20 protein-coding genes and 2 tRNA genes are annotated in these 23821 nt (G+C 41.1%); 13 read left to right on the plus strand and 9 right to left on the minus strand.

What is annotated here, in order from left to right; genetic code table 11:
• The first annotated feature begins 116 nt into the window (after positions 1 to 116).
• From RM553_RS06135 to secDF, 3 genes are all read left to right on the plus strand, one after another.
• A complete protein-coding gene (locus RM553_RS06135; RefSeq protein ID WP_311534076.1) occupies positions 117 to 1079 on the plus strand; it encodes a DUF6588 family protein in 963 nt (320 codons plus the stop codon).
• Between the two features lie 88 nt (positions 1080 to 1167).
• Complete coding sequence (gene mdh, locus RM553_RS06140; RefSeq protein ID WP_311534077.1) at positions 1168 to 2094, plus strand: malate dehydrogenase; 927 nt, start codon at positions 1168 to 1170, stop codon at positions 2092 to 2094.
• Between the two features lie 167 nt (positions 2095 to 2261).
• Positions 2262 to 5270 (plus strand): protein translocase subunit SecDF, encoded by a 3009-nt coding sequence (gene secDF, locus RM553_RS06145; RefSeq protein ID WP_311534078.1) that lies wholly within the window; start codon positions 2262 to 2264, stop codon positions 5268 to 5270.
• A 537-nt stretch (positions 5271 to 5807) separates the two neighbouring features.
• On the opposite strand, the gene RM553_RS06150 is transcribed toward secDF, so the two are convergent.
• The 5 genes from RM553_RS06150 to folE are packed head-to-tail and all read right to left on the minus strand — an operon-like array spanning position 5808 to position 9643.
• The gene (locus RM553_RS06150; RefSeq protein WP_311534079.1) at positions 5808 to 6302 is read right to left on the minus strand and encodes a DUF192 domain-containing protein; all 495 of its coding nucleotides are present in this window, start codon (positions 6300 to 6302) and stop codon (positions 5808 to 5810) included.
• Positions 6299 to 7123: a prolipoprotein diacylglyceryl transferase gene (gene lgt / locus RM553_RS06155; RefSeq protein WP_311534080.1), complete on the minus strand. Its 825-nt coding sequence runs from the start codon at positions 7121 to 7123 to the stop codon at positions 6299 to 6301. Before lgt ends, RM553_RS06150 begins: the two co-directional genes overlap by 4 nt.
• Positions 7124 to 7180: 57 nt before the next feature.
• Positions 7181 to 7423, minus strand: a complete 243-nt coding sequence (yidD, locus tag RM553_RS06160; RefSeq protein WP_311534081.1) for a membrane protein insertion efficiency factor YidD — start codon at positions 7421 to 7423, stop codon at positions 7181 to 7183.
• A gap of 22 nt (positions 7424 to 7445) precedes the next feature.
• A complete protein-coding gene (gene cysS / locus RM553_RS06165) occupies positions 7446 to 8930 on the minus strand; it encodes a cysteine--tRNA ligase (RefSeq protein ID WP_311534082.1) in 1485 nt (494 codons plus the stop codon).
• A 35-nt stretch (positions 8931 to 8965) separates the two neighbouring features.
• Positions 8966 to 9643: a GTP cyclohydrolase I FolE gene (gene folE / locus RM553_RS06170; RefSeq protein ID WP_311534083.1), complete on the minus strand. Its 678-nt coding sequence runs from the start codon at positions 9641 to 9643 to the stop codon at positions 8966 to 8968.
• A 141-nt stretch (positions 9644 to 9784) separates the two neighbouring features.
• On the opposite strand from folE, the gene RM553_RS06175 reads away from it, so the two are divergent.
• The gene (locus RM553_RS06175; RefSeq protein ID WP_311534084.1) at positions 9785 to 11632 is read left to right on the plus strand and encodes a T9SS type B sorting domain-containing protein; all 1848 of its coding nucleotides are present in this window, start codon (positions 9785 to 9787) and stop codon (positions 11630 to 11632) included.
• A 50-nt stretch (positions 11633 to 11682) separates the two neighbouring features.
• Here RM553_RS06175 and RM553_RS06180 read toward each other — a convergent pair whose 3' ends face one another.
• Together RM553_RS06180 and RM553_RS06185 are read right to left on the minus strand one after the other, a co-directional pair.
• Positions 11683 to 13191: an OmpP1/FadL family transporter gene (locus tag RM553_RS06180; RefSeq protein ID WP_311534085.1), complete on the minus strand. Its 1509-nt coding sequence runs from the start codon at positions 13189 to 13191 to the stop codon at positions 11683 to 11685.
• A 101-nt stretch (positions 13192 to 13292) separates the two neighbouring features.
• Positions 13293 to 14369, minus strand: coding sequence for a hypothetical protein (locus RM553_RS06185; protein WP_311534086.1), 1077 nt, complete (start codon positions 14367 to 14369; stop codon positions 13293 to 13295).
• A gap of 152 nt (positions 14370 to 14521) precedes the next feature.
• On the opposite strand from RM553_RS06185, the gene proS reads away from it, so the two are divergent.
• From proS to rpsT, 4 genes are all read left to right on the plus strand, one after another.
• The gene (gene proS / locus RM553_RS06190) at positions 14522 to 16000 is read left to right on the plus strand and encodes a proline--tRNA ligase (protein WP_311534087.1); all 1479 of its coding nucleotides are present in this window, start codon (positions 14522 to 14524) and stop codon (positions 15998 to 16000) included.
• A gap of 77 nt (positions 16001 to 16077) precedes the next feature.
• Positions 16078 to 16149, plus strand: a tRNA-Glu gene (locus RM553_RS06195).
• Between the two features lie 66 nt (positions 16150 to 16215).
• Positions 16216 to 16287 (plus strand) — tRNA-Glu (locus tag RM553_RS06200).
• Between the two features lie 30 nt (positions 16288 to 16317).
• A complete protein-coding gene (gene rpsT / locus RM553_RS06205) occupies positions 16318 to 16566 on the plus strand; it encodes a 30S ribosomal protein S20 (protein WP_311534088.1) in 249 nt (82 codons plus the stop codon).
• Between the two features lie 74 nt (positions 16567 to 16640).
• Here the strand turns inward: rpsT and RM553_RS06210 are convergent, their stop codons facing one another.
• The gene (locus RM553_RS06210) at positions 16641 to 17555 is read right to left on the minus strand and encodes a glutaminase (RefSeq protein WP_311534089.1); all 915 of its coding nucleotides are present in this window, start codon (positions 17553 to 17555) and stop codon (positions 16641 to 16643) included.
• Between the two features lie 2 nt (positions 17556 to 17557).
• On the minus strand, positions 17558 to 18265 hold the full coding sequence (gene pepE, locus RM553_RS06215) for a dipeptidase PepE (protein ID WP_311534090.1): 708 nt from the start codon (positions 18263 to 18265) through the stop codon (positions 17558 to 17560).
• Between the two features lie 170 nt (positions 18266 to 18435).
• Here pepE and RM553_RS06220 point away from each other — a divergent pair, with 170 nt between their 5' ends.
• From RM553_RS06220 to RM553_RS06240, 5 genes are all read left to right on the plus strand, one after another.
• Positions 18436 to 19236 (plus strand): peptidase associated/transthyretin-like domain-containing protein, encoded by an 801-nt coding sequence (locus tag RM553_RS06220; RefSeq protein ID WP_311534091.1) that lies wholly within the window; start codon positions 18436 to 18438, stop codon positions 19234 to 19236.
• A gap of 20 nt (positions 19237 to 19256) precedes the next feature.
• On the plus strand, positions 19257 to 20042 hold the full coding sequence (locus RM553_RS06225) for a peptidase associated/transthyretin-like domain-containing protein (RefSeq protein WP_311534092.1): 786 nt from the start codon (positions 19257 to 19259) through the stop codon (positions 20040 to 20042).
• Positions 20043 to 20614: 572 nt separating this feature from the next.
• On the plus strand, positions 20615 to 20860 hold the full coding sequence (locus tag RM553_RS19770) for a hypothetical protein (RefSeq protein WP_489752713.1): 246 nt from the start codon (positions 20615 to 20617) through the stop codon (positions 20858 to 20860).
• Between the two features lie 29 nt (positions 20861 to 20889).
• A complete protein-coding gene (locus RM553_RS06235) occupies positions 20890 to 21396 on the plus strand; it encodes a DUF6702 family protein (RefSeq protein ID WP_311534094.1) in 507 nt (168 codons plus the stop codon).
• 56 nt (positions 21397 to 21452) lie between these two features.
• Positions 21453 to 23768 carry a M1 family metallopeptidase gene (locus RM553_RS06240; RefSeq protein ID WP_311534095.1) on the plus strand — a complete coding sequence of 772 codons (2316 nt, stop codon included), beginning with the start codon at positions 21453 to 21455 and terminating at the stop codon, positions 23766 to 23768.
• Positions 23769 to 23821: the final 53 nt, after the last annotated feature.

The raw sequence follows: 23821 nt of genomic DNA on the forward strand, positions 1-23821 counted from the left end.
TATAATAAATATTTTTAAAGGAGGCCTGCAAAACTGCAGGCCTCCTTTATTTTTACTGAAAATAACATCGATCATTATTTTTACTATTTTTACATTCATATAAACCTGAATCACCTATGAAAAACTTACGGAAATATCTTTGTCTTTTTATCTTTTCTATTCCTGTCGCAGGCTTTTCCCAAAGCCCGGATGATGTGGTTGAAGATTTGCTTGTTATTGCGGATGGTTTTGCTGCTCCGGCTGCCAATAGTGTGGCTTATGAAGCAAATGGGGGTTGGTTTTCTTCAGCACAATCCCTGGAGCCTTGGAAAGTGGAAGTTTCGGTTCATGCAAATGCTCTTTTTGTGCCCTCCAGCAGGAAAAGTTTTACTATTAGCAATAGTGATTTCCAGGCCATAAATGTTCAGGGAAGCAGCAATGCAAGTATTCCTACAGCTTTTGGTGGGGCTTCAGATGTTGCGTTTGAGGGATCTGTACTGGGCAATGATTTTGAGTTTGATGCTATAGAAGGAGTGGATAAAAGTTTTGTTGGTCATCCTTTCGCGCAGGTTACCATTGGATTGCCGGCTGAAACCGAGTTTGCAATAAGGGCGATGCCTAAAATAACCTTAAATGATGTGCAGGTAAGTACTTATGGCGCAGGAATTAAACATAATTTTAGTCAGTATTTACGTTATAACAGGCCGGAGGATTTTCAGTTTTCGGCATTTGTAGCTTATAGTTTATTTGATGTGGAGTATGCTTTCGATCCTTTAAATCTGGATGCATTCGGGGAATTTAATGCTATTGAGGTAGATGCCGATGTATGGGTAGCGGAGCTTTTAGGCTCTAAGCGATATGAAAATTTTGAAATTTTTGGTGCGCTTGGAGTCGCAAATTCAGATTTCGCGTATATGATGCAGGGTAGTGGTGCGGCTCTTTCTGAAGTAAATTCACGAATTCAGGAGTTAGGAGATTCTCAGGCGCAGTTCAAAGGGGATATTGGGTTTAATGTTTATCTTCAGGATTTTAAAATCAGCACCATGGCTACAGCGGGTAAATTCTTCAACCTTAACATTGGCCTGCATTTTAGGATTTAATGCCGGCCACTTTAACCATTCATTATTACAAATTCATTAACATAATTTGTATTTTCGTGACCAGCTATTAATCGATAAAAATTAAATAATGAAAGTTACAATAGTAGGAGCCGGCGCGGTAGGTGCCAGCTGCGCAGAATATGTGGCCATCAAGAATTTTGCTTCAGAAGTGGTTTTGGTAGATATTAAGAAGGGAGTTGCAGAAGGTAAGGCGATGGACCTGATGCAAACGGCTACGCTTAATGGTTTTGATACCAAAATTACCGGAAGTACCAACGATTATTCAAAAACTGCAGGCAGCGATGTTGCTGTAATTACCAGTGGGATTCCACGTAAACCTGGAATGACCAGGGAGGAACTTATCGGGATTAATGCAGGGATTGTTAAAGAAGTATCTTCCAATCTTATCAAGCACTCGCCTGATGTAACTATTATTGTGGTGAGTAATCCGATGGATACCATGACTTATCTTGTGCATAAAACAACCAAGCTTCCGAAGAATAAAATTATAGGAATGGGTGGTGCTTTGGATAGTGCAAGATTTAAATATAGAATTAGTGAAGCCCTGGAATGCCCTCCTTCGGATGTAGACGGGATGGTTATTGGCGGGCATAGCGATACGGGCATGGTGCCGCTTACCAGGCTTGCTACGCGAAACAGTGTTCCTGTAAGCGCCTTTTTATCTGAAGAAAGGCTTAACCAGGTTTCAGAAGATACAAAAGTAGGCGGTGCGACCTTAACCAAATTATTAGGAACAAGTGCCTGGTATGCTCCCGGGGCTGCAGTGTCTGGCCTTGTACAGGCAATCGCCTGCGATCAGAAGAAAATGTTCCCATGTTCAGCGCTTCTCGAAGGGGAATATGGGCTTAATGATATATGTATAGGAGTTCCCGTAATTCTTGGAAAAGATGGCCTGGAAAAAATAGTGGAAATTGAACTTGATGAAGCCGAGATGAACAAGATGCAGGAAAGCGCCGAAGGGGTTAAGAAAACCAATGGTTTGCTTGAAATATAGGCTGTAAAGTATCAGTGGAATTTTAATAAAAAAGGACTGCCATTCGGCGGTCTTTTTTTATACGAAAAAGTTAAAATATTCAAAAAAAAAATATTGGGATTTCATTTTTGAAACCCTATATTTGTCCGTTTTTAAAAATGACCTATTTAATTATAATTTAAAGAATAATGCAGAACAAGGGACTCATTAAAGTTTTTGCAATTTTATTTGGATTAGTATGCCTTTATCAGCTGTCATTTACCTTCATTACCGCCGAGGTTGAAGAGGAAGCTGAAGAGTTTGCTATTCAGGAAGTTGGGGAAGATGTAGAAGATTACTCTGATGTGAGGGACATGATGGAGCAGAGGTATCTGGATTCCATTGGAAATGAAGAAGTAATTGCAGGGATTACCTATAATGAAGCTAAGGACAAAGAATTAAATAAAGGACTTGACCTTAAAGGAGGGATCAACGTTATTCTTCAAATTTCGGTTAAGGATATATTAAGAGGACTTGCAGATAATACAAATGATCCTGCATTTAACCAGGCTATTGCCCAGGCCGATGAAGCACAGGCAGATAGCCAGGAGGATTATATAGATCTTTTCTTTGAAGAATTCAACAGTATTCCTGATGCAAAACTTGCTTCGCCAGATGTGTTCTTCAATAAAGCATTAAGTGATGAGATCAATCCTGATATGTCTAATCAGGAAGTGGAAAATGTTATTCGGGAAAAAGTAAATGAATCCATTACTTCAGCATTTGAAGTGTTAAGGAAACGTATTGATAAATTTGGAGTTACACAGCCTAACATCCAGAGATTGGGTAATTCAGGAAGAATTCTTGTAGAGCTTCCGGGCGCCAAAGATGTAACCAGGATCAAAAACCTGTTACAAAGTACCGCTCAGCTTGAGTTCTGGCATGTTTATAAAAACACAGAACTGGGGAATTTCTTGTATGAAGCCAATACTGTTTTAGCCGATCTTGTTGGAAATCAGGAAGAGGAGGCACAGGCTGCTGAAGCTGAAACCGACACTACAGCCGCTGAAGATGAGGAATTAAGCGAACTTTTAGCAGATGCTGAAGATACTACCGAGGTGGCAACCGGGAACAATCCGCTTTTCGAATTAATTAAAGCTCCGGGATATCAAGGTAGCCCGGTACTGGCAACTTTTGCTGTTGCAGATACTGCTAAAGTAAATGATTATTTGAGTAGATCACAGGTGCGCTCTTTGCTTCCAACAGAGCAGCGGTTTGCTAAATTTGTATGGGGAGTACCCGATGAAGAAAGTGGAACAGTTGGCCTTTATGCGCTTAAAGGAAACAGGGGAATGGAGCCGCCACTTAGTGGAAGTGTAATTACCGATGCGCAGCAAACTTATGACCAGTTAGGCAGGGTTGCTGTTTCTATGCAGATGGATGGGAGAGGAGCTAAGATCTGGGAAGAAATGACCGGGCAGGCTTCCAGCCAGCAAAGTAATATTGCTATTGTACTTGATGATATTGTTTATTCTGCGCCTGGGGTTTCAACCGGTCCTATTTCAGGAGGAAGAAGTGAGATTACAGGGGATTTCTCTATAACTGAAGGGCAGGATTTAGCCAACGTACTACGTGCCGGGAAATTACCTGCTTCCGCAGAAATAATCCAGAGTGAAATAGTGGGACCTTCTTTAGGGCAGGAAGCCATTAACAGTGGTGTGAATTCTTTCCTTATTGCGCTTGTTTTGGTGCTTATTTGGATGATCTTTTACTATGGCAAAGCCGGATGGTTTGCAGATGTCGCCCTGGTAGTGAATATCCTGTTTATCTTCGGAATCCTGGCGGGACTTGGTGCGGTGCTTACCTTACCAGGTATTGCGGGTATTGTTTTAACCATTGGTATGTCTGTAGATGCCAATGTGCTTATTTTCGAAAGGATCAAGGAGGAACTTGCAAAGGGTAAAACACAGGTGGAAGCTATTAAAGATGGTTTTAGCAATGCATTGTCTTCTATCCTTGATGCTAATATAACCACCGGGCTTACTGGTTTTATTTTGTTGATATTAGGAACCGGGCCAATTAAAGGCTTTGCCACTACCTTGCTTATTGGTATTGCGACTTCCCTTTTTACAGCGATTTTCGTTACCAGGCTGTTTATTGATGGCTACGGCAAAAACGGGAAATCCCTTAAATTCTCAACAGGTGCAACTCAGCGCTTGTTCTCCAATATGAATAATGATTTCCTCGGAAAAAGGAAAATGGCTTATATCATCTCCGGAACTTTAATTATAATAAGTGTTGGTTCCCTTCTTGTACAGGGGCTTAACCAGGGGGTTGATTTTGTTGGAGGTAGAACTTATACGGTGCGGTTTGATCATGACGTTACTCCTACTGAAGTAGAAAGAGACCTGGTAGCGGTTTTCGAAAATGCTGAAGCCAAAACCTTTGGCCCGAATAACCAGTTAAAGATCACCACCAATTACAGGGTGAATGATGAAGGAGCTCAAGTTGATGAAGAGATTCAGCAGACTCTTTTCGAGGCTTTACAGCCTTATTTGCCGGCAGATATAACTTATGATGATTTCGCAAATGGTTCCGATCAAAAAGAGGTGGGAATTATGGAGTCTATGAAAGTTGGGCCTACTATTGCCGATGATATTAAAAATGCTTCATTCTGGGCGGTATTAGGATCATTAATAGTGGTTTTCCTATATATCCTCCTAAGGTTTAGAAAATGGCAGTTTAGTTTAGGTGCCGTGGTGGCGGTATTCCATGACGTATTAATTGTACTGGGGATATTTTCATTACTATACAAAATTATGCCTTTCAGCATGGAGATTAACCAGGCTTTTATCGCCGCTATTCTTACAGTAATTGGTTATTCACTTAACGACACCGTGGTGGTGTTTGACAGGATTAGGGAATACGTACAGGAGCATTCGAGCTGGCCTTTGGGCAAAACAGTAAACAGTGCCTTAAATAGTACTTTAAGCCGTACATTAAACACCTCCCTTACCACCTTAATTGTATTGCTTGCCATCTTCATTTTTGGTGGGGAAAGCATAAGGGGCTTTATGTTCGCACTTATTGTAGGTGTGATTGTGGGTACTTATTCTTCTATCTTCATTGCGACTCCAATAATGTTTGACAGCGTTAGTGACAAGTCCAAAATCGAGAAAAAGAAGAAAATAGAAGAAGCTGAAACTACAACAGCTTAAATAGGATATATCTAAATTAATAAAAGGCTTTCCGCAAGGAGAGCCTTTTTTGTTTCTAGGATTGTATTTTTCTCGTTATAGGATGTAAATTTTTTGGGATGTGTCCTGATCAGATCCTTCGTGGCCGTGCAAGGGAGAAATTACTCCGGGAGGATGAAAATTGTGAGATTCCTCAGTGGTTAAGGTGTGTTAAGGGATCTGTTATATAGGAACATTGGAAAGCCCGAATACACCAATAGCTTCTATGTAAAGATGTGCTTGTTTTCAGTTTAACACTTGCATGAGCTGGAACAGCTATCTTAAGCGTAGGGTAATGTTGGATTGCGCTGGTACTTTTCAGCAGTTAGTAATCTTTTTTCAATAGCAAAGCAAGCCTGTTTCAGTCGCAATAGTCAACTCATTAAACCATTCTACTGATGAGGATTTATTCAGTAATAGCTAAAAGAAGGATTATGATGCCGGCTATTTCTTATTTGGCCTTGCTACTAAGCGGAGTAAAATCGAATCACAGGATAAGCTAAATAATCCTTTTCTAGCTTAAGGAACTTCTTCAACAGAAAATCTATCTCCAATTTCTATATTCCATTCTTCAACAAGTCCCGCATTGATTTCAAGAATGAATTGCGCAGGTTTCCCCGAAGGTAAATTAGATTCGTCCAGCGGTGTTGCATTCTCCTGAAAACTTACCGCTGTACTATCTGAGCCATAAAAAATAAGGTCCAGCGGGATATAGGTGTTTTTCATGTAAAAATTGTGCAGGGATGCGTTGTCGTACACGAACAGCATTCCGCGGTCTTCGGCCATTTCGGTGCGATACATTAGGCCGGTTTCCCGCTCATAGTCGTTATCGGCAATTTCCACCTCCAGCTTTTGAATAGTGTCTCCTTCAGCTTTAATGAGGTAAAGCTCGGCTTCCTTTGTAAATTCTATAGGATCTGTTTCTATTTCCTGGTTTTCATCAGAAGAATCTTTACAGGACGTAAAAAACGTTCCCGTAATTGCCAGTGCCAGAAGTAAATTCTTTTTTATCACACGGTTCTTCTTTGTCTGGTGGGGCGGTACATAAAATAGAAGCCGGCCAGAATAAACGGAATGCTCAACCACTGGCCTGTGTTTAAAAGCCATGTAGCTCTTTCTTCTACCTGTGGTTCTTTTATAAATTCGATAAAGAAACGCACCGTCCATAACAGGACCAGGAACATTCCAAAAATATAGCCAATTTTAAAACGTTTTTCGGTTTTCCAGTACAGGTACCATAAAAAGAGAAATATCGCCACATAACACGCAGACTCATATAACTGGGCAGGATGCCGGGGGAAAGATTCACCAAGCTTTTCAAAAATAACTCCATAGTCGCTATGAGTGGGTTTTCCTATGATTTCAGAATTCATAAAATTTCCAATCCTAACAAAAATTCCTCCGCAGGCAACTGGAATAACCACTCTATCCAGTATCCACAAAACAGGTTTATCTAAAACTCTCTTTTTATATAGGAACATCGCGGCTATAATTCCTATTGCAGCACCGTGGCTGGCGAGTCCCCGAAATCCGGTAAACTGGAATTCCGGTTCAAATCTCACCGGAAGGAAAATCTCCAGCAGGTGGTGTTGGAAATATTCCCAGTCGTAAAAAATTACATGGCCTAATCTTGCTCCAATTAGAGTAGCGAGTACTGTGTAAATAAAAAGGGAGTCCAGTTTTTCAATTTCTATACCTTCCCTTACATAAATGCTTTTCATGATGTACCATCCAAGGCCAAAGGCGATAAGGAACATTAAACTGTAATAATGGAGGGTAAAAAATCCCAGATCAAAGCCTTCTGAAGGATTCCAGTGTATGGCATTCAATAACATTTGAGGTACTTTAAAAATTGGATGGGTAAAGATACATATTTGAGCGTTTCTATCACGCTAATTCCCTTCAGATTTTGTAGGTACAGGATCATACCCGGAACCTCCCCAGGGATGGCAACTTAAAATTCTTTTTAAACCAAGCCAGCCTCCTTTAAAAAAGCCGAAACGGCGCAATGCCGTAAGAGTATATTGAGAGCAGGTAGGAGCGTAACGGCAGGTGGCGGGGGTAATGGGCGAGATGAATTTCTGATAAAATCTTACCAGTAAAATAAAAGGATATGCCAGCATCTTATTTATCATGTGTCATATCCTTTCCTAGATTTTAATTTAAAGAGAAAGTAGTTCCGTCTTTGCCATCCTTCAGTTGGATGCCCATTTCCTGTAACTGGTCGCGTATCTTATCGCTGGTGGCAAAATCTTTATTTGCCCTGGCTTCAGCTCTCAGGTTTATTAACAATTCCACGATTCCCGAAAGTTTATCGCCAGATTCATTAATTTTCTCTTCACCTTCTTTCAGGCCTAATACGTCAAACATAAAATCAGACATGCTTTGCTTGAGCTTGGATTTATCTTCCGCAGAAATTTTCTGGTTTCCTTCTTTGATATTATTGATATTTCTGACCGCATCAAAGAGTTTCGCAATAAGGATTGGACTGTTAAAGTCGTCATTCATGGCATCATAACATGATTGCTTCCATTCTTCAAAAGAAAAAGAAGAAGAATCACTTACTGGAAGGCCTTCAATTGCCTGAAAAGCTTCCATAAGGCGGTTAAAGCCTTTTTCGCTTGCAGAAAGCGCTTCATTCGAAAAATCAAGAATACTCCTGTAATGTGCCTGCAGAATAAAGAACCTGGTTACATTAGGGGAAAAGGCTTTGTCCAGCACATCATTGTTCCCGCTGAAGATCTCATTGGGAAGAATATTATTGCCGGTACTCTTTGCCATTTTTTTGCCGTTAAGGGTAAGCATATTGGCATGCATCCAGTAATTCACCGGGTTTACTCCTGTGGCGGCTTCTCCCTGTGCAATCTCACACTCATGATGTGGGAATTTTAGATCCATCCCGCCTCCATGGATGTCAAACTCCTCACCTAAATATTTGGTGCTCATTACAGTACATTCCAGGTGCCAGCCGGGAAAACCATCGCTCCAGGGTGAAGGCCAGCGCATAATGTGTTGTGGCTCTGCTTTTTTCCAGAGGGCAAAATCCTGCGGATTCTTTTTATCACTTTGTGCTGCAAGCTCGCGGGTATTGGCGATCATGTCTTCAAGGGACCTGCCGCTAAGCCTTCCGTAGTTATGTTCTTTATTAAATTTAAGCACGTCAAAGTAAACCGAACCATTAGCCTCGTAAGCAAAGCCTTTTTCAACAATTGTCTTTATGATTTCGATTTGCTCAACAATATGTCCTGTAGCTGTAGGTTCTATGCTTGGCGGAAGATTGTTGAATTTTTCCAGGATGTTATGGAAATCTATGGTGTAGCGCTGCACCACTTCCATAGGCTCTATTTGCTCTAAACGTGCTTTTTTAGCGATCCGGTCTTCCCCGGTTTCGGCGTCGTTTTCCAGGTGGCCTGCATCTGTAATATTTCGCACATAACGTACCTTGTATCCCAAATGCTTCAGATACCTGAAAACAAGGTCAAAGGAAATAAAGGTGCGGCAGTTGCCAAGGTGAACATTGCTGTAAACCGTAGGCCCGCAAACATACATGCCTACATTACCTTCATTTATAGGGGTGAAAGTCTCTTTTTCACCCGTCATGGAATTATAAATCTTTAAGCTTTGTTCCTGGTAAAGCGCCATAAATGCCTGAAAATTTTAAAATTTGAATAAGCGTTTTAGAAAGTAGTATCCAGTTTAATGTAGTCCAGAAATTCCCGTTTTACTTCTTTTTTGCTAAAAGCCCCGCCAAATTCGCTGGTAACGGTACTACTTTCAATGTCCCGGATTCCCCTGCTGTTAACACACAGGTGTTTTGCGTCTATCACGCAGGCAACATCATCGGTTTTTAATACCCGTTGTAATTCCTGTACAATTTGCATGGTAAGACGTTCCTGAACCTGAGGACGCTTTGCGTAGTAATCTACAATCCGGTTCATTTTAGACAAACCAACCACAGAGCCGTTTGAGATATAAGCCACATGTGCTTTGCCAACAATTGGTAGTAAATGGTGTTCGCATGTGGAGTAAACGGTAATATTTTTTTCTACCAGCATTTCTCCATATTTGTATTTGTTCGCAAAAGTGGAGGCTTTTGGCTTCCTTTTGGGATCTAGGCCGGAGAAAATTTCATTTACAAACATTTTAGCCACTCTTTGGGGGGTTCCCTTCAAACTATCGTCTGTAAGGTCCAGCCCAAGAGTTTTCATAATGTGATTTACATCTTGTTTTATAAGTTCGATCTTTTCCAGATCGGTTTTTTCAAAAGCATCATCACGAAGGGGAGTTTCTGCGCTACTACTGGCATGCGCTTCTCCCATTTCATCTATTTCATTCAAAATCTTATCTATTTTCATCTACTTTTTACAATAATAGTCGTAAACTGATAGTTTAGCTTGCAAAGATACATATTTATCAGGTTTTTACAGGCCGGGAAATTGAAAGCATTACAAATTGTATTGATTTAATTCTTTAATTTGCGGGCAGAGTCATTTTTAATGAAACGGGGACTTCTTATATTAACTTTAATCTTCCTGCTATGTGGTTGGAATGGTAGTGAGCTTTATGCGCAGGGTGGTTTGTGTGAAAGCATTGAGCCATTTTGTGCCGGCAGTGAAGAATTGGTATTTGAAAATTCTAACCCGTTTAATGGTGGTGTCCCTAACGGGCAGGTCGGTCCGGATTACGGCTGTTTACTTACCCAGCCTTATCCCGCGTGGTTCTTTTTGCAGATAGAAAGTTCAGGGAATTTAAGTTTTATGATTTCCCAGTTTCAAAATCAGGATGGGACGGGTGCACAGCTGGATGTAGATTATATAGCCTGGGGGCCTTTTGACAGAGAGGATGATTATTGTAACAATACCGCTCTTAGCTCCGGCAATATGGTTTCCTGCAGTTATTCGGAAGCGGCAAGGGAGAATCTTACCATTAGTAATGCCCAGGCCGGGGATATTTATGTTGTGCTTATTACAAACTTTTCCAGGTCCCAGGGTTATATAAGCCTTCAACAAACAAATAGCAGTCAGCCCGGCGCCGGTGCTACAGATTGTAGTATTCTTGAAAGTGCCCTTGGTGAAGACCGGGTGGTTTGTGGAGAGAATAGCATAGTTTTAGATGGCTCGTCTGATGAAGCTACAGATTATGAATGGTATATGTATGATGAAAATGCGGGAAATTATAATCTCATTCCAGGGGAGACAGATCCAACCCTGGAAGTTACGGCAGATGGAAATTATCGGGTGGTGGTAACAGATTCTAGTGACGGGAGTACAGCGCAGGATGATGTTAATGTCTCTTTCTATAATGAACCGGTAGCTGCTTTGCCGCAAAATTTTGTAGCATGTGCCACAGAGGAAGGTAGCGTAGATTTAACCCAGGCTAATGCTGCTATTTTATCCGGAAATTCTGCACAGGAAAATTATCAGGTTATTTATTACGAGACTGAAGAGGCGGCTGAAGAAGGGCAGGCAATTAATACTCCGCAGGCTTATGAATGGGGTGGTAATGCTGAAGTTTTTGCTAATGTGGTTGGGCAGCAAAGTGGATGTAAATCTGAAACTATTTCTTTTGAAATTATCAATTTTAATTTTGACGATCCCGGTCTGGAAGAAATAACCGCGGTGTGTACAGACGGCCAGGGCAACCTGCTGAATAATATAATTATGGGTTCAGATCTTGGTTCGCAATATTCTTATGAATGGTTCCAGGGAAGTTCGCTTATATCTACTAATCCTGTTTTAACTTTAAATACTATTCCAACGTCTGATGAAGTTAGTTTGGTGTTAACTGATAACGGGACAGGTTGTACCCGTACTTACCAAACCAGCCTGGAATATTTTTCTGCACCGGCTGAAGTGCTTGTGCAAATAACTGGAAGTGACTTTGACGGAGGTTATATTGTTACGGCGGAAGCTGTACCCGGTCCCGGGAATGAAACCGAATATGAATACCAGCTGGACAATGGCAACTGGCAATCCGGCAATGTGTTTGAAGAGGTACAGCCTGGAACGCATATGGTGAATGCAAGAGATATAAATGGCTGTGGAGCAACAGCATCTCGAAGTTTTGATTTGTTAGGCTACATGAGATTTTTCACTCCTAACTCAGATGGTTATAATGATTCCTGGAACTTGGTTTTTGCTGATGATTTGGAAGTAGAGGGGCTTTATATTTTTGACCGTTATGGAAAATTGCTTAAACAAATTTCACCCAATGGGTCAGGTTGGGACGGCACCTTTAATGGCCGAAATATGCCGGCAGATGATTACTGGTTCAAAATAAAATTTCTGAACGAAGAAAATGGGGAATTAAATGAATACAGTGGTCACTTTAGTTTAATTAGGTAAAAAAATAAAGCGCTAACCAGGCGCTCTATTTTTTTTGGTACAATATAGGTTTAGAGTCCGAAGCTAAGGGAAAGGACAAAATTTGAGAGGTTCCTGTCAATCTCCGGGGCATCAGTTAATCCTACATTAAACAAAGGAGTGGCGGTGGAATATTCCGCGCGGCTGTAGGCCAGGTCCAGTTTTACCGTCCCAAAGTTGTAACCCAATCCACCTGAATATCCGGTTAACTCTCCCACTGTTGTTTCATTTGCATAAGGGCTTTCTTCAAATCTGTACCCGGCGCGCAGGCTCAAATTATTAAACCTGTATTCTCCACCCAAACGGTAAGAGGAAGCTGCTCTAAAGTTGTCCTCGATATTCCTGTTCTGGATTTCAAAATCAATATCATTTTCCGGGCGAAATTCCATAGTAGTATAATCCTTGTAAGAATAATCAAAACTTACTAATCCTCTTGTTTCAAACAAAACGGCTGCACTACCCGTTAACTTTCCGGGAGTTTGCAGGGTGTAATCAGGATAAACATTAACAATACCTGGATTTATTATTGAAGTTCCTTCAGTGGCATTGTCTGTTTCCAGGCTTTGTGCTGCTTCTTCTCTAATGTTGTACCAGGTTGGAGATTCGTAAGCGGCTCCAATTCTTAACATCTCTCCTACTTTTGCAATGGCACCAACCTGCAGGGAAAATCCGTCTCCGGTGGTGCTTAGTCGGTTTTGAAAATTCACATAGTTTGTTTCACTTCCCGTATTATTGTTGGATTCTGTAAAAATACTGGAGCTATCATAATTCAGGAAATGGCTGTTCAGGTTAATTCCCAAATAAAGAAAATCCTGGTATTGGGTTGCGAAGTTGAAAGACAGTTTTCCATTCAACCCTGTGGAAGCAAAGGAGTAGCGCTGATTAAAAGTGTTACCTGCAATAGCAGAAGTGTAAGATGTGTTCTCAAGTTCATTGCTTACCGGATTGATGATATATCCCTGATAGCCCAATAAAGCCTGTTGTTCTCCATAGCCATAATTTTCTCCAAGGTAAGAGTAAAGGTCGGCAACAGATTCATCTTCTACAGTTTCCAGTAAATCCAGTGGAACACCTTCGGCATATCCAAGAAAATAATTATCGATGGATCTACTGTTTACTCCGGAGGCTATAAAATTATCGTCAAAATTATTGGTTTCGGTGTAATTCACACCAAGTGTGAATTTTCTCCAGTTACCATCATTATTACCGTTAAAAACAAGGACTCCTCCTGCCTGGGAGAAATTGTAATCTGAATTTTCGTTAGAATTATACTGGTTAAAATAGCCTACCTCGTTTTCAGAACTTCTTCTGCTGGCAGTAAAACTGGCAAAACTGTTTAGAAAAACCGCAGATCCCGCAGGGTTAACACTTAAAGCCGAAAGATCTCCGCCCAGCGCTCCAAAAGCGCCACTCATAGCCTGATACCGGGCGGTACCAGAAAGTTCTTCCGAAGAGTATCTGTAGGCGTCAACGGTGGTTTGAGCAGTTGCGGTAAAAGCGCTATATAGTCCTACAGTTAATATTAATAATAGCTTTTTCATAGCTGTATTTTATTTGAAGTTTATTTTTTATAAAAGACCTTACAGTTTTTGACTGTAAGGTCGGTTATAGTTGTTTGAAATTTCATGGAGTGAAGTAGGGATTATCCGCGTCCACCTCTGGAAGAAGAGCGTCCTCCGCCAGAACTACGGCTTCCGGAGCTGCTTCTCGAAGAACTGCTGGAACTTCTAACAGAACCACTGCTTCTAGTGGGGGAAGAAGTTCTTACACCAGAACTTGTGCTGGTGCTTCTTCTTGTGCTTGGCTCATAAGAATTGCTTCTTACGCTCCCCCTGTTTTCTCTTACTGTAGCGGAACGTTGGGTGCTTCTGCTGTATATGTTGGAATTGTCAGAAGATCTTACCGATCTGCTTCTTGAATTTCGATAATCGGAGCTTCTGTTGCTTCTTATTTCCCTTATGCTTCTGGAGTAAGAAGAGTTTCTTCCACTGCTGGCATCAGAATAGCTTCTGTTGCTCCTGCCGGAGTAAGACGAAGTTGCGTTTCTTCTGCCTGTGCTGTATGCCACATCATTTCTGTTATATCGGTGTCCATAATAACCTCCGTAATGAGGGTAGTATCCGTAACCATTGAAAAAGTAAGGGTTAAAGAACCCGCTGTATCCATAGCTATATGCAAAGGAAGGGCCCCAAAACGGGTTTCCGAAGCTTACTCTCCATGATGGCCCCCAGAAGTTGCCGTAATAAGAAGGGTAACCCCAGTAACCTCCGTATCCATAGCCGTACCCGTAGTAAGGGGAGCCATAGCCCCAACCCCAACGGTAAGGATTATAAAAGCCATAGCCGTAGTTATTGTTGTAGAAATTGATAGTGTACTCATCCGGGTCTTCACCCCAGGGAGCGTAACCGCCGGTATAAGCTACAGAATCGTCGTAGTATTCGCCCTCCTGTCCTTCAGTTGAAGAATAACTCTCCACATCTGTAAATATCGCGCCGTCCAGGGCATCCTGGTACATTTGCGATTTTTCAGCGAAAAGGTTCTTATAGTAGGCGCTATTAGTATTGCTCTGCTCCTTTTTTGCATATTGCTCCAATCGGTTGCCGGTTCTTCTATCATCTTGATTTCCGGGATTCGCATCTCCATATATTCCGTCATTTCCATAACCGGAATACTCATAAGAACCGCAGGATGCTAACAATAGCAAAAATACAGGAGCCATGAAAAAGGGGAGCTTTTTAATAAAGTTATAGTTGCGTATCATTAGCTTGTATTTTATTGTTGAACATTACAAAAATAGTTAGTTTTGCGCTAACTAACAGAGTATTTAACCTGTGTTAACTAATTCACAAGTTTTATGCCAAATAACTTATAATGGGGAAGAAACTAGCCACGAGAGCAGAAGACTATTCAAAATGGTATAATGAACTGGTTGTAAAAGCAGATTTAGCCGAAAACTCTGCTGTTCGTGGATGTATGGTTATAAAACCTTACGGTTACGCGATCTGGGAGAAAATGCAGGCCCAGCTGGACAGGATGTTTAAAGAAACAGGGCACCAGAATGCCTATTTCCCCCTTTTTGTTCCTAAAAATCTTTTTGAAGCTGAAGAAAAAAATGCCGAAGGTTTTGCCAAGGAATGTGCAGTGGTAACTCACTATCGATTAAAGAACAATCCCGATGATCCCGGGAAACTGGTGGTGGATCCCGAAGCCAAGCTCGAAGAGGAGCTGGTGGTAAGGCCAACCTCTGAAGCGATTATCTGGAACACCTATAAAAACTGGGTGCAGTCTTACCGGGACCTGCCTATACTTATTAATCAATGGGCCAATGTGGTGCGCTGGGAAATGAGGACACGGCTTTTCCTGCGTACGGCCGAATTTCTATGGCAGGAAGGGCACACCGCGCATGCCACGAAACAGGAAGCTTTAGATGAAGCTATGCAGATGAACGATATTTACGCCACCTTTGCTGAAGAGTTTATGGCTATACCGGTGGTTAAAGGAAGCAAAACCGAAAATGAACGTTTCGCGGGGGCTGAAGAGACCTACTGCATAGAAGCTTTAATGCAGGATGGAAAAGCCTTACAGGCCGGTACTTCCCATTTCCTTGGCCAAAATTTTGCAAAAGCCTTTGATGTAAAATTCGCTTCAAAAGAAGGAAATCTGGAACATGTCTGGGCAACTTCCTGGGGGGTTTCCACCAGGCTTATGGGAGCGCTTATCATGACACATAGTGATGATAACGGATTGGTTTTGCCTCCTAAACTTGCGCCAATTCAGGTGGTTATTGTTCCTATATATAAGGGGGACGAGCAACTGGAGCAAATTTCTGAAGTTGCCAGTAAAATGGCTGCCGATTTAAGAGCGAAAGGAATCTCCGTAAAATATGATGACCGCGATACGCAAAAGCCGGGCTGGAAATTTGCCCAATATGAGCTGCAGGGTGTGCCGGTAAGGCTGGCTATTGGACCTAAAGATTTGGAGAAGGGAACAGTGGAACTTGCCAGAAGAGATACTCTGACCAAAGAATTTGTAAAGCAGGAAGAGGTGGTGGAAAAGGTGAATGCATTAATGGTTGAAATCCAGGAGAGCTTATTCAATAAAGCAAGAGATTACAGGGATAGCCACATTACCAAGGTAGATTCTTTTGATGAATTCAAAAAGGTTTTGAAGGAAAAAGGAGGCTTTATTTCGGCGCACTGGGATGGTACTTCTGAAACTGAAAACAAGATAAAAGACCTCACAAAAGCTACAATTCGCTGTGTGCCATTTAATCAGGAGAAAGAAGAAGGGAGCTGCGTGCTTACCGGGAAACCTTCTTCCCAGAGAGTGCTTTTCGCAAAGGCATATTAATTTTTTAAAATTTTTTGTTGGACATTTGCAGCATTCAAAAATAGTTGTATTTTTGCATCCGCAATTAAGCAAAAAATGGTCCGTTCGTCTAGGGGTTAGGACGCCAGGTTTTCATCCTGGTAACAGGGGTTCGATTCCCCTACGGACTACAAGAGGTGCAAAAAGATTATTCGTGCCTGAGCTAAGCTGAAAAGCTTAAATTTGAAATATCTAATGGTCCGTTCGTCTAGGGGTTAGGACGCCAGGTTTTCATCCTGGTAACAGGGGTTCGATTCCCCTACGGACTACTTTAAAAAAATAATTAAAAAGAATTTGTAATGGCAAATCACAAGTCATCGTTAAAGAGAATCCGTAGTAATGAGGCTAAGCGTCTTAGAAACCGCTACCAACACAAAACTACAAGGAATGCGATTAAAAAACTGAAGGAAGCCGGGAAGGAAGAAGCTGAAACTTTATTGCCTTCTGTGATTTCTATGGTAGACAAATTAGCAAAGAAAAATATTATTCACGATAATAAAGCCTCTAACCTTAAGTCAAAATTGACTAAGCACGTAGCAGCGCTTTAATATACAACAGTGTTCAATTTATAGGAAAATGCTTTCTGTGAAAACAGGAGGCATTTTTTATTTGTTGTTTTTTTCTAGAATACAGAGACGCCGGTAAGGGTTGTTAATCGTTCCAGGGCTTTCATGCCCAATTCGGAATTGCCTTTTTCATTAAGGATCGGGCTCCATACTGCTACCGAATAACGCTCTGGATGAATTGCCACAATCCCGCCGCCTACGCCACTTTTGCCGGGCAGCCCCACTTCAAAACTAAATTCGCCAGCTTCATCATAGAATCCGCAGGTTTGCATTAAGGCGTTTATACGCTTTACGACTTCCGGCCTCATAATTTCTTCGCCGGTTTCAAGGATCCTGCCTTTATTTGCAAAAATCATGAAAGCTTTGGCTAATTGCCTGCAGGACATGGCAAGGGAACATTGATGAAAATAAAAATCTACAATAGGCTCTACTTCACATTTAATATTGCCCAGGGCCTTCATATAATTTACCAGGGCAATATTGCGAAATCCCGTAGATTTTTCTGAAGAAGCCACTGTATTGTCGTAGTTGATATCTGAATCACCGGTTATTTTCCGCACAAAAGCAAGCAGTTCTTCCTTGGGATTTTTCAGATGGTCTACCAGTATGTCTGAAATTACCAACGCACCTGCATTGATAAAAGGGTTACGGGGAATCCCGTTTTCCTGTTCCAGCTGCGTAAGCGAATTAAAAGGATTTCCTGAAGGTTCCACATCTACCCGGTCCCAAAGGTCTTCTCCCATTATGTTCATAGCCATACAAAGCGTAAAAACCTTGGAAATACTTTGAATGGAAAATTTTTCCTCGCTGTCTCCAAAGCCGTAATGGCGGTTTTCCCCGCAGTACAAGTGCATTCCAAATTTTCTGGGATCGATTTTGGCCAATTCCGGGATGTAGGAAGCGACTTTGCCCCCAACATCACGATAGTTCATGTCACTGTGAATGGTATTGAGAATATTCTGGTAATCCATAATTAATTCAAATGGGAGAGGTCGCTCCCTGTGTCTGTTTCGTAAGGTACTTTTTCCTTTTCAAAAATTCTGGCAGACAGCTTTCCTTTTAACGATATTTTATTATCGGCAATTTGTAGCCAGCTTCCTTCCCGCAATCCTACCACTGGTGGTGAATTTAAATTATGAAATTCTTTAATTCTCGTTTCCCGGGTTTCTCCTTTATGAGTAGAATTACTATCGGGATCTAAATAGTGAGGGTTTATATTAAAAGGGATGATCCCCAGGGTTTTAAAACTTGGAGGATATATTATGGGCATGTCATTGGTGGTTTGCATGCTAAGTCCTGCAATATTGGTCCCTGCGCTGGTGCCAAGATAAGCCGCGCCATGCAGAATACTTTCCCTTAGAGGTTGCATAAGTTTATTCCTGTAGAGTTCAGAAACCAGTAAAAAAGTATTGCCGCCACCTGTAAAAATTCCGCCGGTATTTCTTAATGCCTCTTCAGGGGTGGAAAACTCATGTATACCCTTCAACTGCAATCCGGCTTTTTCAAATGCTTCAGCGGCTTTCGCTGTATATTCATCATGTGTTAATCCCCCGGGACGGGCAAAGGGAATAAAGATTACTTCAGAAATGTTTTTGTACAATTCTTTTATCTCCGGAATAAGATATTGCAGGTAATCTTCTCCATGCAAAGTAGAAGTGCTCGCTAAGATAGCATTAATCATAAAATATGTTTTTGTAAAAGTAGCGAATTAGGTTTTTTAACAAAAATTTCCTCTTGCTGAAGCCTTTGGTAAGGAAGATAATTGTTTCTTTATTATCTTCAATAATATTTTTTTAAAATTCCGCAGATTAAGAGAAGGTCCATTGGAAAAATCTGCGCCTAAAGTATATAATGAATAAATTTTCTTTCTTTCTATCTCTTTTTGTTTTTTTCGGTATTGCTCTTAACGGTTTTGCCCAGGCACCGCGAGAAATAATAAATGGCAGCGTACTGGTCCCGCCGGGTGATGAGGTAGGAGGAATTACGATTTTTAATAAAAATGCCGGTCGTGGTACTGCGACCAATGCAGAAGGTGATTTTGCGATTTTGGCAAGGCGGGGAGATAGTTTAATTTTTTCAGCGGTGCAGTTTGAAGCTTTTACTATTGTAATGTCTGAACATCTTGCTGAACTGGGCACCATGACGGTTAACCTGAACCGGGCAGTAAATGACCTGCCAGAAGTAAGGCTTTCGGACCTAAGCGGGATTGTGGAAGTGGATGTGAATCGAATTCGTACTATGGATACCCGCATGAATATGGTTTCTAATATAGAAATGCGCAATCTGGCGAGTATGCCCCAACGGTATAAAGCCAATTATGTACGTAATGATGCAATGGGGAATAAAACTGCAAGTGATTTCCAGGGGCTTAATTTTGTAAACATTTTTAAATCTGTTTTTGGTCTTTTTGGTGAAAAAGAGGAAAAATCCAGGAAGCTTTCCAGGGAAGAACTGGCAGATGAATTATTCTACAAAATGGGAGAAAATTTTTATGTAGAATCTTTAAATCTAGAGAGAGCACATACGAGCAGCTTCATTTTTTACGTTATTGATAATGGTTTTACCCAGCAAATGCTTGAGAACAGTAATGAGCTGGAAATTATGCAGTACCTTTTTGAACAAAAAGAGATGTATAGCCACCAACCACAATAATCTGTCAATCAACCATTTTTATGCTGAAAAATTTACTTTTAGCCTTCCTTTTTATTTCTTCATTTTCAGCATTTTCACAGGACCCCGTTCAGCTTAAAGGAAAAATTATTAATGATTCTTTGCAAGGTGCTTTTATTAATATAATCAATAAGACCCTGAAAACGGGAACTATAAATTCTTCTTCAGGAGAATTCCAGATAAAGGTAAGGGAAAATGATACGCTGCTGTTCTCGTCTATTCAGTATGAAAAACTGGAAATAGCCGTAACTCCTTTGTTGATGGAATCTGGATATCTGGAGGTAAAACTTATCCCGGGTGTAAATGTACTGGACGAGGTTAAAATCAGTAATATCACCCTGAGCGGAGATTTGGGCGCCGACATCGGCAGTATGGATAATTATACTATCTCAGATTTTGGAATTCCTAATTTGAATCGGGAGCCTATTACGGCGGCAGAGCGTCGGCTGCACACGGCCTCTTCATGGAATCCTGGCTTTACGGGCAGTGGTGGCGCCGTAGGTTTGGATCCATTGCTAAATGCCATTTCCGGCAGGACGAAGAAGCTGAAAAAAATTGTGGCAAATGAGAAACTGCAGGGGCTGGTAGAGCAGGGAATCGCAGCTTTTCCTGTGAATTTCTTTGTGAAAGACCTTAAAATTCCGGAGGAGCAAATAGTGAATTTCGTCTACTATTGCGCCGAAAACCATCAGTTAAAGTATTTGCTGAAAGATGAAAAGAGACTGGACCTGCTGGAATTTTATCAAAAATATGCCGTGGAATTTCTCAAATTGCGCGCTTCAGAATAAAATAAAGTATGAAGGAATTTTTCGGTTTGATCACTACTTCTAAAGTTCGGCTATTTCTATTCAGAAATTTCAAAACCTTTTTTGTTGGCTTTCTGTTTCTGTTTCCTGTTCTCATGTATGGCCAGGAAAGTATCCTGCTTGAGGGGAAAATCCTTAACGATTCGCTGGATGGCAGCTTTATTAACATTATCAATAAAAATACCGGTACGGGAACCATAAATTCAGCTTCTGGAAATTTTTCCATCAGGGTGCGAAAAGGGGATACGCTCGAATTTTCTGCCATACAATACAAAAAGCTGGAAGTGGTGATTACAGCCCTTACTTTTGAAGCCGCTTACCTCGAAGTTGAACTCCTGCCGGGCCTCACCGAACTGGACGAAGTTAAAATCAGCAACATTTCCCTTACAGGAAACCTAGCCGGGGATATAGGTGATATTGAGGTGAATGAGGTGCCAAATTATGGTTTAAAAAGACGTAATGTAAGGGAGAGAACGCTTAGCGAAAGAAAAATGACAGTTTATGGAGGTAGCCCTGTAGATTTGTTATTAGGCCACCTGAACGGGGAGATAAAAATGCTGAAAAAGCTGAGGGAAAATGAAAAACTGTACGCCCTCGTAGAGAAGGCGAGGGATATCGCCCCCGCCTCTTATTATCTCGAAGAATTGAATTTAAAGGAATCCATGATCATGAACTATCTTTATTATTGTGCTGAAACTTATAGCCTGAAACCCTATCTTGAAGAGGGGATGGAACTGGAATTTATGCAGTTCTTGAAAAAACATGCCAGCGAATTCCTGGATCTTCAGGATTTGGACTGAAGTTTGATTAGCTTTACCCAAAAAACTGAATGAAGAAATTTGCAGTCCTCCTTACTTGCTTTTTAGCGTTCTCTTCTTTTTCTGCTGAAAAGCATAAATTTTATGTTAGTGTTACTGAAATAGCTTACAAAGAAGATCCAGGAACTTTCCAGATTATCAGCAGGGTTTTTATTGATGATATTCAAAAAGTTCTGAACAAAAGATACGGCACTCATCTTAGCCTTTCTCACGAGAAGGAAGAGGGGAATGTTAAGGAGACAATCGCAAAATATCTTGCCCAAAAACTTCAAATTTCTGTAGACGGAAAAGAACTGGAACTTCATTACCTGGGCAAAGAATATGAGGAGGACCAGCTGGTGCTTTACATAGAAGTGGAAGGCGTGCCTCCTTTTCATCAGGTTACCGTAACTAATGCAATTTTGACCGACCTCTACAGTGAGCAGAAAAACGTGGTGCATGTAGAGGTGGGAGATGAGATTAAAAGTCTCTTACTCGAACTTGACAGGGAGATGGGGACTATAAATTTCCAGGATTAATTTTCAGAAAAAAGGAAATTGGTTACTTTTAGCAATCTTTAATTAAATCTTACTTAATGAAAACAACAAAATTAGTGTGTTCGGCGCTTTTTATGTTCTTGTTTGCCGGAGTTTACGCCCAGGATAACGGGGAGGAAACCCAGCAACAGGAACGACAGGAAGGTCATACGAACGAGAACAAATTCCGGCAAATGTATATGGAGTTTGCCACTCCAAATCAATATAGAACTGCTTCGGGTGCTCCGGGGCCGGCATATTATCAAAATCAGGCAGATTATAAGATAGATGTGGTGCTTGATGATGAGAACACCATGTTGTCTGGAGAGGAAACTATCACTTATCATAACAACTCTCCCCAGGAACTGGAATATTTGTGGGTGCAGTTAGATCAAAATATCAGGGAGAAGAATTCTCCTGCTCTGCAAAGAGATAGCGAAGGTCTTTCACCTGTAGCCACTCCATCAAGATTTTCAGAGAGATATCTTAAGAAACCCTTTGATGGCGGGTTCAATATCATGGAAGTGTCTAAAGATGGTAATGCGCTAAAATATACCATCAATCAAACCATGATGCGTATAGATTTGCCGCAGCCATTGAAATCTGGAGAAGATTACAGCTTTAGCATTAAATGGAATTATAACATCAATAACCACGTGACTAACCGTGCACGTTCAGGATACGAATATTTTCCTGAAGATGATAACCGGGCATATGTAATTGCCCAATTCTTTCCACGAATGGCCGTTTATAACGATGTGGAAGGATGGCAGAATATGCAGTTTTGGGGAAGCGGGGAATTTGCCCTTCCTTTTGGTTCTTATGATGTGAATATTACTGTACCTGCAGACCATGTTATGGAGGCTACAGGTGAACTTCAAAACCGCAAAGAAGTATATTCAAGAGAAATGATGAGGCGATATGAAGAAGCCAGAAATTCTTATGACAAGCCTGTGCTTATTGTTACTCCTGAAGAAGCTGAAAAAGCAGAAAATGGATCTACAAACAAAACAAAGACATGGCACTATAAAGCCGATATGGTTCGTGATTTCGCATTTTCCACATCTAGAAAATTTATCCTGGACATGATGGCTACAGATGTAATGGGCAAAAAGGTTATGGCTGTTTCCCTGTATCCAAAAGAAGGAAACCCACTTTGGGAACAATGGTCCACCAGGGTGGTTGCGAGTACTTTAAAAAGTTATTCCAACCATACTTTCCAATATCCTTACCACAAAGCAGTTTCAGTAAATGCGAAGAACCAGGGAATGGAATACCCGATGATCTGCTGGAATTATGGCCGCCCCGATGAAAATGGCAATTATAGCGATCGTGTTAAGTTTGGGATGATGAGCGTGATCATCCACGAAGTTGGACATAACTTTTTCCCAATGATCGTGAACAGTGATGAGCGCCAGTGGGGCTGGATGGACGAAGGTATAAATACTTTTGTGCAGTACATGGCAGAGCAGGAATTTGGAGAACGGTATCCTGAGGCAATCGCGCCACAGGAAAATTATCCTTCCAGAAGGGGCCAGCCGCATAAAATTGTACCTTATATGAAAGGCAATCAGGAATTTATCGCGCCCATTATGTCTAATCCCGAAGAAGTTTACCAGTTAGGGAACAATGCCTATGGAAAACCGGCAACAGCTTTAAATATTCTGCGTGAAACTGTGATGGGGCGTGAACTTTTTGATTATGCTTTCAGCACTTACGCACACAGGTGGATGTTTAAACATCCTACCCCGGAGGATTTCTTCAGGACTATGGAAGACGCTTCGGCTATAGACCTGGACTGGTTCTGGAGAGGCTGGTTCTATTCTACAGATAATGTAGATCTCGGTATTAAGGAAGTAAACAAATATTATATTACAGATACTCCTACTGAAGCAGGTAAAGAAATGCTGGAGCGTTATTATAATGCTTCTCCTTCAGAAGTAGAGGCCCTTTATGTTGTAAAGGAAGACGACCCAGAGTTTAGCAAGGACCTGAAGGAGAAAAGCATGCTGGAGAGTTCTTCTACCCTTCAGGAGTTTGTTATGGATAACTTTAGCGAGGAAGAAAGAAAAAACCTTAATGCTCCTAAGTATTTCTACCAGGTAACTTTTGAAAAGCCGGGAGGTTTGATAATGCCACTTATTGTAGAGATTACTTATGCTGATGGGACTTCAGAAAAAATCACTTATCCTGTTCAAATCTGGAGAAAGAATAATGCTGAAGTTAGCAAAGTTATTCCAAGCAGTAGGGAAATTACAAAAATTGTGATAGATCCCGATTTGGAAACAGCAGATGTAGATCTTAGCAATAATGCCTGGCCAAAAGATGAAACCAAAAATCAATTTGAAGAATTTAAAGCCAGTGCAGAAGACTAAAAATAATTTAAGCCGACTTTAACGAGTCGGCTTCTTTTTTCGTGATATTTGTA

Origin of the sequence: Autumnicola tepida, assembly GCF_031846485.1 — a bacterium.
In the GTDB taxonomy this organism is placed as follows: domain Bacteria; phylum Bacteroidota; class Bacteroidia; order Flavobacteriales; family Flavobacteriaceae; genus Autumnicola; species Autumnicola tepida.

Coding starts and splice junctions, on each gene's coding strand:
- proS (WP_311534087.1), top strand. CDS start 14,522: ATGGGGAAGAAACTAGCCACGAGAGCAGAAGACTATTCAAAATGGTAT.
- cysS (WP_311534082.1), bottom strand. CDS start 8,930: ATGGCGCTTTACCAGGAACAAAGCTTAAAGATTTATAATTCCATGACG.
- RM553_RS06225 (WP_311534092.1), top strand. CDS start 19,257: ATGCTGAAAAATTTACTTTTAGCCTTCCTTTTTATTTCTTCATTTTCA.
- rpsT (WP_311534088.1), top strand. CDS start 16,318: ATGGCAAATCACAAGTCATCGTTAAAGAGAATCCGTAGTAATGAGGCT.
- RM553_RS06210 (WP_311534089.1), bottom strand. CDS start 17,555: ATGGATTACCAGAATATTCTCAATACCATTCACAGTGACATGAACTAT.
- RM553_RS06240 (WP_311534095.1), top strand. CDS start 21,453: ATGAAAACAACAAAATTAGTGTGTTCGGCGCTTTTTATGTTCTTGTTT.
- RM553_RS06180 (WP_311534085.1), bottom strand. CDS start 13,191: ATGAAAAAGCTATTATTAATATTAACTGTAGGACTATATAGCGCTTTT.
- lgt (WP_311534080.1), bottom strand. CDS start 7,123: ATGTTATTGAATGCCATACACTGGAATCCTTCAGAAGGCTTTGATCTG.
- mdh (WP_311534077.1), top strand. CDS start 1,168: ATGAAAGTTACAATAGTAGGAGCCGGCGCGGTAGGTGCCAGCTGCGCA.
- yidD (WP_311534081.1), bottom strand. CDS start 7,423: ATGATAAATAAGATGCTGGCATATCCTTTTATTTTACTGGTAAGATTT.
- RM553_RS06175 (WP_311534084.1), top strand. CDS start 9,785: ATGAAACGGGGACTTCTTATATTAACTTTAATCTTCCTGCTATGTGGT.
- RM553_RS06220 (WP_311534091.1), top strand. CDS start 18,436: ATGAATAAATTTTCTTTCTTTCTATCTCTTTTTGTTTTTTTCGGTATT.
- pepE (WP_311534090.1), bottom strand. CDS start 18,265: ATGATTAATGCTATCTTAGCGAGCACTTCTACTTTGCATGGAGAAGAT.
- folE (WP_311534083.1), bottom strand. CDS start 9,643: ATGAAAATAGATAAGATTTTGAATGAAATAGATGAAATGGGAGAAGCG.
- secDF (WP_311534078.1), top strand. CDS start 2,262: ATGCAGAACAAGGGACTCATTAAAGTTTTTGCAATTTTATTTGGATTA.
- RM553_RS06235 (WP_311534094.1), top strand. CDS start 20,890: ATGAAGAAATTTGCAGTCCTCCTTACTTGCTTTTTAGCGTTCTCTTCT.
- RM553_RS06135 (WP_311534076.1), top strand. CDS start 117: ATGAAAAACTTACGGAAATATCTTTGTCTTTTTATCTTTTCTATTCCT.
- RM553_RS19770 (WP_489752713.1), top strand. CDS start 20,615: ATGCTGAAAAAGCTGAGGGAAAATGAAAAACTGTACGCCCTCGTAGAG.
- RM553_RS06185 (WP_311534086.1), bottom strand. CDS start 14,369: ATGGCTCCTGTATTTTTGCTATTGTTAGCATCCTGCGGTTCTTATGAG.